The 11187-nt window shown below is 54.1% G+C and carries 10 protein-coding genes and 1 pseudogene; 3 read left to right on the top strand and 8 right to left on the bottom strand.

Annotation, left to right across the window (positions count from 1 at the left end; translation table 11 throughout):
- Positions 1-52: 52 nt before the first annotated feature.
- The 8 genes and pseudogenes from EKM86_RS12490 to EKM86_RS03710 all read right to left on the bottom strand — a co-directional run bounded on the left by EKM86_RS12490 (position 53) and on the right by EKM86_RS03710 (position 9275).
- Positions 53-862: pseudogene (locus EKM86_RS12490) on the bottom strand (PTS system mannose/fructose/sorbose family transporter subunit IID).
- Between the two features lie 7 nt (positions 863-869).
- Positions 870-1667 carry a PTS mannose/fructose/sorbose/N-acetylgalactosamine transporter subunit IIC gene (locus tag EKM86_RS03735; protein WP_125755188.1) on the bottom strand — a complete coding sequence of 266 codons (798 nt, stop codon included), beginning with the start codon at positions 1665-1667 and terminating at the stop codon, positions 870-872.
- A 3-nt stretch (positions 1668-1670) separates the two neighbouring features.
- Entirely contained in the window at positions 1671-2168 is a 498-nt protein-coding gene (locus EKM86_RS03730) for a PTS system mannose/fructose/N-acetylgalactosamine-transporter subunit IIB (RefSeq protein ID WP_125755185.1), read from the bottom strand.
- A 241-nt stretch (positions 2169-2409) separates the two neighbouring features.
- Positions 2410-5013 (bottom strand): sigma 54-interacting transcriptional regulator, encoded by a 2604-nt coding sequence (locus EKM86_RS03725; RefSeq protein WP_125755183.1) that lies wholly within the window; start codon positions 5011-5013, stop codon positions 2410-2412.
- Between the two features lie 136 nt (positions 5014-5149).
- The gene (locus tag EKM86_RS03720) at positions 5150-5638 is read right to left on the bottom strand and encodes a GNAT family N-acetyltransferase (RefSeq protein WP_164506155.1); all 489 of its coding nucleotides are present in this window, start codon (positions 5636-5638) and stop codon (positions 5150-5152) included.
- Between the two features lie 179 nt (positions 5639-5817).
- A complete protein-coding gene (locus EKM86_RS12340; RefSeq protein WP_164506154.1) occupies positions 5818-5976 on the bottom strand; it encodes a hypothetical protein in 159 nt (52 codons plus the stop codon).
- Positions 5977-6037: 61 nt separating this feature from the next.
- Positions 6038-6451, bottom strand: a complete 414-nt coding sequence (locus tag EKM86_RS03715; RefSeq protein ID WP_164506153.1) for a PTS sugar transporter subunit IIA — start codon at positions 6449-6451, stop codon at positions 6038-6040.
- Positions 6452-6533: 82 nt separating this feature from the next.
- Complete coding sequence (locus tag EKM86_RS03710) at positions 6534-9275, bottom strand: sigma 54-interacting transcriptional regulator (protein ID WP_125755178.1); 2742 nt, start codon at positions 9273-9275, stop codon at positions 6534-6536.
- Between the two features lie 241 nt (positions 9276-9516).
- Here EKM86_RS03710 and EKM86_RS03705 point away from each other — a divergent pair, with 241 nt between their 5' ends.
- The 3 genes from EKM86_RS03705 to EKM86_RS03695 form a co-directional block, all read left to right on the top strand.
- The gene (locus EKM86_RS03705) at positions 9517-9999 is read left to right on the top strand and encodes a PTS sugar transporter subunit IIB (protein ID WP_225419348.1); all 483 of its coding nucleotides are present in this window, start codon (positions 9517-9519) and stop codon (positions 9997-9999) included.
- 2 nt (positions 10000-10001) lie between these two features.
- On the top strand, positions 10002-10817 hold the full coding sequence (locus EKM86_RS03700; RefSeq protein WP_125755173.1) for a PTS mannose/fructose/sorbose/N-acetylgalactosamine transporter subunit IIC: 816 nt from the start codon (positions 10002-10004) through the stop codon (positions 10815-10817).
- A partial coding sequence (locus EKM86_RS03695; RefSeq protein WP_164506152.1) for a PTS system mannose/fructose/sorbose family transporter subunit IID occupies positions 10814-11187 on the top strand: 374 nt, incomplete at its 3' end. The genes EKM86_RS03700 and EKM86_RS03695, both read left to right, overlap by 4 nt.

Genomic DNA, 11187 nt, shown 5'->3' with positions numbered 1-11187 from the left:
TTGTGCCGTTTAAAGCAAAAAAGGCCCGCAGGACGAGCCTTTAAAGCGATCCTTATGCGCCGGTAATGCCCAGGAAGGTCAGCGCGAAGCCCAAGATAACCACGCCGATCAGAACCTTGACCGGGCTGACGTTCTTGCGCAGAAGCACGAAGCATCCAACCGCCAGCAGCAGCGGCAGCATTCCTGGCAGGATCTGGTCCAGAATCTTCTGCAGGACCAGCTCAGAGCCGTTGATTTTCCCTTTCAAAACGACAGGCACCTTGACCAAAGTGGCAATCATGCCACCCACAACGGTGACCCCAACGATTGAAGCCGCCTTCGTGAACATCGTCATAACGCCATTTTGAACCGCCTTGGCGATGTACTGGCTGCCCAGTTTTTAGCCAAACTTTTCACCGTACCAACGGACCAGGATGTTCGGAATCAAGGCGAGCAGTGGCAAAGCGGCGACGACCAGGTTGCCGGTCTTGGCAAAGCTGATCGCGATGCCCATGATGATCAGCGCCCACACGCCGGAGAAGAACGTGTCGCCGATGCCGGCCAAGGGCCCCATGAGCCCGATCTTCATCCCGCTGATACCAGCTGTGTCGAAGGTGCCCTTCGGTGCCTTGGCGTTCTCTTCTTCCATCGAGATTGCCAGCCCGGACGCCAGGCCATTCATGTTTGGGGTGGTGTTGTAGAACTCCAGGTTGCGCTTCATGGCTTCCCAAAACTGGTCGTCATCTTTGTAAATTTTACGGTAGGCCTTTTCGTGAACCCAGTCCCATGCGACGCCTTGCTGCCGGGTATAAGACATGCAGAACCCCAGCCACATGTTGCGCCAAAAGAGGTGCTTGGTCAGTTTTTTGTCATCGGCCGTCATTTCTATTTTAGTCATTGAAGAAGTCCTCCTCTTTATCTCCTGAACTGACTTGCTTGGTGCTCTTTTTCACCTCATCGATATGCTTGTCAATGAAGAACATGATCAGGCCAAAGACGACCCCGAAGATACTGATCGCCATGATTGGCAGCTGCAGATAAGCAGCAAGGGCAAACCCGGCAATGAAGAATGGCAGGAATTCAATGTTCCAAACGTACTTGAGCAGCATGCCCATCCCAACGGCTGGCAGCATGCCGGCGGCAACGGTCAGGCCGGTCAGGAAGACTTTGGGAATGCTGTTGACAAACATCTTGATGCCAGTGGTGCCGGCAAGAATGGCGATGAAGGCCAAGGCGAAGTAAGCCACTTCGTAAACGCCGACCTGCATCCACCAGAGCCGGTTGAACTTGGCGAGGTTGCGCTCGCGGATGTGCTTTTCAAAGACTTCAACGTTCGCGGTGAACCAGAACTTCAGCAGGTTCCAGACAATGACCGCGAGCATTGAGATCGGGACGGCCAGCGCAACGGCAACGGCCGGCTTCTGGTTCAGAATCAGCGCGAACGCGACCCCGAGGACCCCACCGACTTGGGTATCCTGTGGCAGGACCGCGCCGATCTGCATGACGCCGTAAAACGCGAGCTCAACGGCGGCACCAAGGATAATGGCTTGTGACGGGCTCTTCCCCAAAACCAGAGCCAGCAAAATGTATTGAATAAATGGCATCAGTTGGGCAAAAGAGCCGTATGCGTTGATAAACTTTGCGAAGGCCATGATCAGGCCCACCGCAATCGCTTGATATAAGAGCATTGTTTATTCTCCCTTCAATAAATCTACAAAGTGTGTCGGGGTATCTCCAGGTAATGGTTGATAAACAAAATTTTTGGCCTTGGTGGCAATTTCCCGCACCAGTTTGACCTCATCTTCGGTGAGGTACACCGTTTCTGAGATTTTCTGCTTATTAGCCAAGTCGCCACCGATCCGGCCAACGTTGGCAATGTCGACCTTGACGTCGTCCGGCGCCTGGACCCCATCGACCACGCGCTTTAGGTCTGCCACGTTGTTCACGATCAGCAGCATTTTCAACTTGGCGCCGCGAGGATCATTAGCCAACTTAATGGCTTTATCGACTGGCTCAACGGCGACCTTGATCGACGCCGGCGCCGCTAGCAGCAGCGCGTTTTTTTGAATCTCGCTGGCAGCGGCCCGGTCATTAGCCACAATGATCCGATTGAGCTGAAGTTCCTTGGACCATAACAAGGCGACTTGACCGTGAATTAGCCGATCATCGACCCGCATCATTTCGATCATTTCAACACCTCCATAATAGTTAACGCTTCCAATTCATTGAAACACCACATGTCTATCCGGATAACACACGTGTTCACTATGGTATAAGCAACTGGCGTGCCAAAGCGGTCGTGATTGGCTTTTGCCGCATTAATTTTTGCTGCGCTATATTCTTAAACACAAAACTAAACACTTCACCGCGCCTTGCCCTGCACACACGAAAAAGGCGCCACCCCCAGGGAGCGGCACCAAGCCATTGAATTTATTTAGCCTCCGTGAACGCGTAATTCATCAGCTGATACAGCAGTGAAAGCTCATAGCCGTTAATGTCAATGTTGTACTTGAGCTCCAGCGGCTTGAAAATGCCTTTGGCGACCGTGTTGAAGTCCGCCTCTTCCTGGCTGGCCGGCGTGCGCTCATCCTTTTCCCCGTTGCGGCTGACCCCGGTCATTAGGCGCTCCACCATCAGGGAAATATGCATGTAAAGGTTAAGCTTGACCTTGCCGTCGAGCTGAACGTGATAGTAATTTTCAAACTTGAAAATAACCGTTTCGACTTCCTGAATGATCACGTCCGGATTCAGGAAGGAGAGGCGCTCGGTGACCCCTTCAATCGACAGGAAGCGAACGATCCGGTTGTACAGATCGTCAAAGGTCTTCTGGTCGATGAATTGGCGCAAAATGTTGTGCAGAAACTCCTGGCCAGTTGGATCCAGCAGGTCGTAAATGTTGATGTGCGGAATGGCAAACGAGTCCGGCAGATTGGTGGTCGTGATCACCAGCTGCGTCGCGTCGAACTCGCTGATGTTGTCCGCCTCGATGCTTTGGTGCAGGTGCGCGTAATCCATCGCCACCACGCTGAGGCGCCGGTCCATCACGGACTGGAAGATCTCCTTAAGCTTTTCGGAAATGCCCAGACCCGACATGCATGAAATCACGATGTTCTGATTTTTGGCAAAGCCTTCGAAGTATTGCGTCGAAATGGCGTACTCCGTTGAGGCGTACTCCGCGATGCGGTCAAACGGCTGCTGCTGCTGAATTTTCAGCGCGATGTCCAGTGCGGTGGCGGTGGTCAGATTGTTGACCACCAGGACGTCGCCTTGCAGCTGATTCTTGATCACGCGGTACAGCTGGCTCAGCGACCCCATGTCCACCAGCAAAATGAAGCCGTTCGAGGTGTCAAAATCCTTCACCGTTTGCTTGGCAATCGTCGCAATCTGGCCGATGCTGGAATCGATCGGCATGTCGATAGCGTCGACCAAGTATGTGCCGCACAGCTGGTTGACCACAGACTGAATGCTGGTGGCCATCCGCGAGCCGTGCGCCACCATCAGGCAGCGCAGCGCGATTGACTCATCGATCGAATCGCAGATCACGCTGGCCATGAGCAGCGGCAGCGCCTCAGCACTGGCTGCGTCCAGTGGCGGCAGCTGCTGGTAAAACTTCTGGGCAACGTGCAGCGCCCGCGGGTGATCAGCCGCCAGCGTTTGCAGCTTTTCCAGGGTTGGCTGGGCCAGCGTCACTCGCGAATCATACAACCGAAACAGCAGGCTTTCGTAATCGCTCGCCGCTTTCAGACCGAACCGCTGCATGACGATGTGCTTAAACACTTCGGCGTGAATACTGTGCAGCAGCGAAATGCTGGGATCGATCGCGCCTTGCGCGGTGAACAGCGCCTGGAGCTTGCGGCGGACATCGGTCATGGAGAGGTCAGTGGCGCTTTGCAGATAGGCAGTCAGCTGCTGGCCGACCGTCAGATCAAGCGCCGGCGGCAGGGCTTCATCAGTGGTATCCGGAGCCACCAGCATCGGCTTGATCACTTTCAGCTGACCAACCGGGTCGAACGCGGCCCCTGCCAAATCAAAGTCGGTCAGGCCGACCTTCAGCAGGTCATTGTGCTCGCCGGTATTCGCCTTGGCGCAGGCCAGCTTGATCAGGTTTTTGAGCCGGCCGACATTGCCAGCCGGACGTAAGTTCAGTAGGTAACTCACGGCCTGCGGGGCTAGCGTTATTGGCTTGTGAAAATTCTTCGCCTCAGTTTGCAGCAGCACCCGGATGTACGCCAGCCGCTCGTCGATTGGCCGGTGTGCGTAGGTCGTCAAGTGCACCGTGACCGGCACGCGGCGATTGAAGGTTTCCAGCAGCGCCGCGTTCGGGTCCTCAGTGGTGGCAAAAATAAAGCGAACCGTCGCGTGCCAGTCACGCTGATTTTCGCCGATGGGCCGGTAAATTCCGGTGTCCATGAAGGTGAACAGCTTCTCCTGATTTTCCCCGGAAAGGCGGTGCACTTCGTCAAGCAGCAGGTAGCCGCCATCGGCCTCCTGGATCAGCCCCGGCTTGTTAGCCTCGGCGCCGGTGAAGGCCCCTTTGGTGTAGCCGAACAGGATTGAGGAGAGCAGCTCCGGGTTGTTCGCGTAGTCAGCACAGTTCAACACCTTGTATGGCGCCTCGGCCGCGATAGCACCCGTGTCGCGGGCGTACTCGTACACTTTTTTGGCCAAAAAAGTCTTGCCCACGCCGCTGCTGCCGGTAATCAGCAGATTCAGCCCGCCCGGGTACTCGACCGCCGCGATGCACTTGCGAATACTTTCACGCTGGCTGCCGCTGGCCCCAATCACCTCATTCAGCCCGTGCAAGGCCGCCGGCTCATGGCTGGGCGCACCGGCGACGGTCAGCCGCCACCGGACCGGCCGCCCGTCACTTTTAATGACACGACCAGCCTTTTCTAGCTCCCCCAAGTAGTGGCTGGTCACGGACCGGCTCAGCCCCAAGTTATCGGCCAAGGTCGTCGTTTCAACACTATCATGGAGCCGCAGCAACTCCTTCAATTTCTCGTAAACCCGGTCTTTAGCGCGTTGAACGGCCATCAGCGTCTCCTCCTCCAAGAATTGCAGTTATGCAAACCCTTTCAGGGGTAACGCTAGCAGATTTCCGATGCGGGTTCAAGCCGGTGTTTAAAAATAAAGTGCGGCTAGTGTTGAACCGGGCCGAACACTGCCGCGTTCAAATGGCCTTGATGTACCACGTGTCGCAGCCGTCATGCGGGTCATCGGCCAGCGCGTGGGGCAGGCGCGTGAAGCCTTGCGCCTGGTACAACTTGTTGGCGATCGGCAGCTTCGTGTCGGTCACCACGTACATCCGGCGATACCCAAACGACTTCGCAGTACCAATGCTTTGGGCCAGCAGCCGCTTGGACAGGCCCTGGCCGCGAGCGCTCGGGGTCAGGTACAGCTTTTGCAGCTCGCAAATGTCGGCAAAATCCGCCACCGGGCCGATTCCGCAGCCGCCAAGCACCTGATCATCATCGCCCTCCGCCACCGCGACGAAGTATTTGCTGCGAGCGACCCCGGCGTAATACTCCGCCAGCTCACCGATCTGCGGGTCAAAATACGCTGTCCCCGGCAGCGCCAAATCGGCCTCCTCGAGGCAGAACTTCAGAATGGCCTTCATCTGGGCGTCGTCTTTGGGCTGAATCTCACGAATTGTCGGCATGGCTGTCATCTCACTTACTAGAATGGTCCCAGTCTAGCACAGTTGGGCGTCTACTGGCCCGGTCACAAACGATTGGTATTTTCTCCACCACAAGGCAGGAGATAACGAAGTCAGCAAAAAGGGACGCCTTAACGTCCCCCGCAGACTTATTTTGGCCGCTGGCATTCTGAATGCAAAGGTTACGCCGCCTCTTCCTGAGCAAGGTTCAGCGGCTTATTGAGTCGCTCTTCTTTCGCCCGCGGCCGAATGCCAGCGCCAAATCGCCATGCGATAGCCGATATCGTGATCGTTTGGATCAACGCTATCAGCTTGCTGAGGAAAGTAATGATCATCGTCATGATGACAATTTCCGACAGCCTTTTCGTGGGTGGCTATGGTCACCTGATCCATCAGGAAACACTAAGGGGCCATCGGCTTGAAAAAATCATCATCCGCATTGAGCTCCAGGACCACCTCACGAACGTCTTTTTTAGCATTCTTAATGGCTTTACTCAGCGACACCGGCTCAGTTGGAGGGGCCAAGACCAGCTGCAGCACTAAGGCCAGATTCATCCCCCCGACCAGGCGGACATTCGGCAGGTCGAGCAGTGCCATCGCGGCGTTGCACATTGATCCGCCGACAATATCTGCCAAAATGACGACGTCTTGATCCGTAGTGATTGTTTGGCGTAGTTTGGCGATGATCGCGTCAGGCAGTTCACCGGGCATTAACCCGTGTGCCTCTAGGTTGGCCTGAGGCCCTGCAATCATTTCGACCGCGGCCTTCATCCCCAGTGCCAGTTGATTGTGGGATACCAGAATTATTCTCGACATCGATAAGACTCCTTCAGGTTGATTCATCCCTTCACAAGCAAGGAGTATGCCAAGAGACTGTCGAACAATGGCAAAGGCAACGCTAGTCCGTATACACAATGTCGTAGAGATAATTCAGCTCCCCCTCGGGAACTGTCACGCCATAAGTGGTTTCAATCTCGGACAACGCGCGGCGCAGTTGGGCCAGCCCTTGGACTCGTGCCTCAACGTCGGCCACTGGTGCATACTCTAACGGCTTGTCATTACGAATCAGGCGCTCGATCAACGCCGAGATGTGCACGTATAATGTCGCCCGCTGATTATTAGAAAGATGGATCTTCGCACTATCTTCCAGCCGCTCAATCATTTTACCAACGATTTTGATCACCTTATGAACGTCTAGGATCGTCACCGCCGAAAGCAACCGCTCCAGGGAAAGATTCTGGATCAGCTTGTCATTGATCGAGGCCAATTCCTCAGCGTCCGTAATTGTCGGAAACAACTGCTGCACGACCTCGGTCCCCTTGTTTGAAAAGAGCATCTCCAGCGAGATGAAGGGCACGTCTGGTAGTTTCGGATCGTTGGTGCCCACGATTGCGACCACGTCGTATTGTTTGAACATCGGCGCTTCCCGCTGATATTTGAGCAAAAAAGCGTAATCGACAGACTCCACTTTGTAGTTCACTGAATCCGGAATACTGTGTTCTAACAGCGCCTCGATTTGGCGTGCGGACCCCACCCCGGTGTGGCAGGTCGTGACGATCATTGGTGTCTTCTCAATCACAGGGTAAGTTAGCTTGTACTGGGGCAACAATTTATCCTGCACTCGGCGGCCAATCTCATCGATGCCCGCGTCCTGCTGGATCATTTCACCAACGTAAAGCGCTTCTTGCGTCGACACATTATTGATCAGGAGCAGCGGTCCGGTCAGCAAGTCGCTCAGGGTCTCCGGCAGCACCATCAGGGAACCCATATCAACCAGGACAATCAGCCCGTTGTGACAATCATACTTTTTGACGTAATCGACCAGGAAACCTTTGACCTGATCGACAGACACCGTCAGCGGCATGTCGTACGCATCAAAAACCTTGCCGTTGAGAAACTGGTTGGTGACATCCGCGATTGAACTAGCGGTCGAAAATCCATGGGCCAAAATCAAGGCATGCATCCCGGTTTCTTCAGCATTCAACTCAAGGCTGACCAGGTAGCTCAGCAAAAGCAGCCGGTTCAGGGCATCCAGCCGAAAGTCCAGCTGGGTCCGAACCAGGTCCAAGAACGCCTTTAGTAGCTGATTCTCGACGGTCGCGTGTTCGGTCAGCAGCGCCAGCAGATGCTCAATCTTAGCCTCGTTAGCCGGGGTCAGGGTCAGTTCAAAGTCGTGCTTGCGATACAGAAAATTAGCAATGGTGACGACCGCGTTGCCTTTAATTTTCACAAAAAAGCTCGAATTCAAGTAGTCAAACAACTTCTGAATCACCGCCGTCAGGTACTTCAGCGATTCGTTTTCGAAACGCTTGTCCTGGTGGACCATCTGTTCCATCAGCGCGGCCGTTTCGCGGGCCAACTGCTGCTTCACGACATCTGGCGTGATCTGCTGGGTCTGGTAGTCATTTTCCAGCCGTAAGAATTTCTGAATTAGCTCCTTCACCAGGGCATTGTCGTCATGCCAGGCTTTCAAGTAATCCGACAGCACGCTTTGGGGGGTGAAAACCACCGGCTCTTGGACAATCGTCTCTTGCTCGTTGACGGCCAGCAAATTGGTCAGCAAGCCGTTGCCGATATTTTCAGTGGCAATTGTCATGGCCTGCTTGCTGTCTGACTGGGAGAAAACGCGGGCGCAAAGGATCCGCACATCCGACCGCAGCTCGCCAACATTGGCCTTGTAGGTGTGGTTGTACAGGCGGTTGATGATCCACGGGCTGACCGTGATCTGCATATCGAGCCGTTTGGCCTCGTTGATGAACGCCTGGTAGATGTGCGTCCGCAGCTCGATTTTGGACCGGTCGTTGAGATTCGGCACGGTCACCGCGATTGGAATCCGCCGCATGAACGTCTGGAGGAAGGTCTCCTGGAGATCTTCAGTCGTCGCAAAGACAAGCCGGACGTTTGATCTGCGCACGGCACCGGTGTCGCCCATGCGCTGGAACGTCCCGGTATCCATGAACGAGAAAAGCTTCTCCTGGCTTTCCGGATCCAAACGATGACATTCATCGAGGAACAAGATTCCACCATCGGCCGCCTCCAGCATCCCCTTCATGTCACTGACAGCCCCGGTGAAGCTGCCCTTGACGTAACCGAACAGGTTGCTCGAAAGCAGTTCCGGATTATGGTAATACTGCGCGCAGTTAAGCGTTAGAAACGGCGCGTGCGCTTTTAAAATGCCTTCCTGCACACAGTATTCATAAGACAGCTTGGCTAAATAACTTTTACCGACCCCAGTGCTACCGGAGAGAATAAACGGTAACCCGTTGGGTGGGTACGCCAAGGCGGTAATAATGCGATCAATGTCCTCCTTCATGCTTTGGTCGCTGCCGATGAATGACTTGAAGACATTATTTCTCGTCCTTTGCTCGTGCTCAAGGGCGGCTAATGATGGATAAACGTCCAGCTTGGGGGCAAAAAACTGCGCCGCAAACGCCTCGTGGTCGGCAAAGTACGTTGGCCGTGACTTGATCTGCAAGACCCGGTGCGCTTTGAGCAACTCATTCAGGTACTGACTGGTCGTATTACGGCTCAGGTGCACCGCGCTGGCAATTGCTTCCGTCGTGATCGCAGTCAGGTCGGCCAAGCTTGAGGCCGCCTTGGTCAACTGCCGGACTTGTGCCTCAACTTCATGAGCCCCCATTGAAAACGCCTCCTTCGACACATTATAGAATCGTGCCTGTTCTGTCGAAAACATCATACCATTTATTCATTGGTTCACAAGAATTTCCTGAAGGCGCTTTTATAAATGTCCTCACCAGCGCCGTCAAACCACGGTTCATCTCTCATTCGCCAATTAATGGCACCATAGTTGCTTGTTCAACGGTGAAGGCCTAAGTTCCAAATTCTGCAGAAAAAAAGATGAGGTGATCTTATTGATTAAAATGTTACGCATTGACGAACGCCTGATCCACGGTCAGGTCGCACTGATCTGGAGCCGAAACCTTGGCGTCAGTCGGATCATTGTCGTGAACGATAAGGCCGCAAATGATCCGATTCAGACGGCCTCTTTGAAAATGGCGACCCCTGACACCATGAAAGCAATTGTGTTAACGCGCGAAAACGCCAAGGTCCTGTTTGCCGATCCGCGGATCCAGCAACTCGACAGCTTAATTGTCGTGAATAATCCACAAGACGCATGCTTCGTCACGGAAATCGTCTCCGGGATCCCGCGGGTCAACATCGGCAACTTCGGCCGGGTCGGTAAGGCCGAAGAAAAGAAACAGTACACGGATAACCTGCGGCTGAGCGACCAAGACGTCGCCGACCTGCAGGCCATCGAGGATTCAGGCATCACCGTTAATTACCAAATTGTGCCTGATCAGCAACTGATTGCATTCGACAAACTCATTAGCAAAGGAGCTTAAACATGGTTATTCAAGCCTTACTAATTGCCATTATCATGTTCCTCACCAAATTCCTCGACTGGGGTTTCTTCAACATCCAGATCCGACCGATCTGGATTGGCCCTCTCGTTGGCTTGGCGCTTGGGGACTTGCGCGAAGGTGTTCTAATGGGGGCAGCAATCGAGGCCGTCTTCTTGGGCACCTTCAGCGTTGGCGGCTCAGTACCTTCCGATGTCGCGTCTGCTGGGGTGTTCGGCACTGCCTTTGGGATCCTGCTCGGCAAGGGCACCTCGGCGGCCGTCGCGTTATCCATTCCAATCGGTTTACTCGCGGTCTTACTCTTCAACCTGATTGCCGGTGTCTTCTTCAACTTTGTCGTTGACTTCGAAGACCGCGCCGTTGCGAACCACAATGACAAGCTTTTCACCGCCGCCCACTACTTCGCCATCATCTTCTACCCTACCGTTTACGCGATCATGGCGTTCGTGATCATGATGGTTGGCGTTGAACCCGTTAAGAGTCTGATGGATAGCATGCCAGGCTTCGTCAATAACGCCTTGACTGCCATGTCCGCTGCACTGCCAGCCTTAGGGATGGCGATCCTGGTCAACTCGATGTGGGATAAGCAATTGATCCCGTTCTTCTTCATTGGTTTCATCTTGGCTGCTTACCTGAACCTCGGCACCATGCCGATTGCCGTTCTTGGGGCGGCACTGGCGGTTTACTACGTCCTGACCGACTTCAGCAAGCGTAAGAACAACAAGAATAACCCTAGCGGACCGGCCACTGGTGACACCGGGAAGACTGGCTCCAAAGAAATGGAGGACTTCTTATCGTGAGTACAAAAAATACGACTTTGACCACTGAAGACAAGAAAAATATTCACAGCATCTTCTGGCGCGGCTTCACTGTCATGGGCGAAATGACCTACGTCCGGATGCAGGGCCCGGGTTTCGGCTGGACCATGATGCCGCTGCTGCGCAAACTTTACAAAAATGACGACGACTACTACGCCGCGCTGACTCGGCACATGCAGTATTTCAACACCAACCCGGTCTTCCTGCCGTTCCTTCAAGGAATCGTCTACTCCATGGAGAAACAGAACGCGGAAAAACCCGTTGATAACATTGAACCTGGATTATTCATAGAATTTCAAAAAAGCAGCGCAATCCCACGATTCACACGGGACTGCGCTGCTTTGGTGTTTCA

This window comes from Lacticaseibacillus hegangensis (assembly GCF_003946465.1).
Taxonomy (GTDB): domain Bacteria; phylum Bacillota; class Bacilli; order Lactobacillales; family Lactobacillaceae; genus Lacticaseibacillus; species Lacticaseibacillus hegangensis.
This window is presented reverse-complemented; position numbering and strand designations above follow the sequence as displayed.

Excerpts from the sequence above, each read along its gene's own strand:
- EKM86_RS03735 (WP_125755188.1), bottom strand. The coding sequence starts at position 1,667 with ATGCTCTTATATCAAGCGATTGCGGTGGGCCTGATCATGGCCTTCGCA.
- EKM86_RS03730 (WP_125755185.1), bottom strand. The coding sequence starts at position 2,168 with ATGATCGAAATGATGCGGGTCGATGATCGGCTAATTCACGGTCAAGTC.
- EKM86_RS03725 (WP_125755183.1), bottom strand. The coding sequence starts at position 5,013 with ATGGCCGTTCAACGCGCTAAAGACCGGGTTTACGAGAAATTGAAGGAG.
- EKM86_RS03720 (WP_164506155.1), bottom strand. The coding sequence starts at position 5,638 with ATGCCGACAATTCGTGAGATTCAGCCCAAAGACGACGCCCAGATGAAG.
- EKM86_RS12340 (WP_164506154.1), bottom strand. The coding sequence starts at position 5,976 with ATGACGATGATCATTACTTTCCTCAGCAAGCTGATAGCGTTGATCCAA.
- EKM86_RS03715 (WP_164506153.1), bottom strand. The coding sequence starts at position 6,451 with ATGTCGAGAATAATTCTGGTATCCCACAATCAACTGGCACTGGGGATG.
- EKM86_RS03710 (WP_125755178.1), bottom strand. The coding sequence starts at position 9,275 with ATGGGGGCTCATGAAGTTGAGGCACAAGTCCGGCAGTTGACCAAGGCG.
- EKM86_RS03705 (WP_225419348.1), top strand. The coding sequence starts at position 9,517 with ATGTTACGCATTGACGAACGCCTGATCCACGGTCAGGTCGCACTGATC.
- EKM86_RS03700 (WP_125755173.1), top strand. The coding sequence starts at position 10,002 with ATGGTTATTCAAGCCTTACTAATTGCCATTATCATGTTCCTCACCAAA.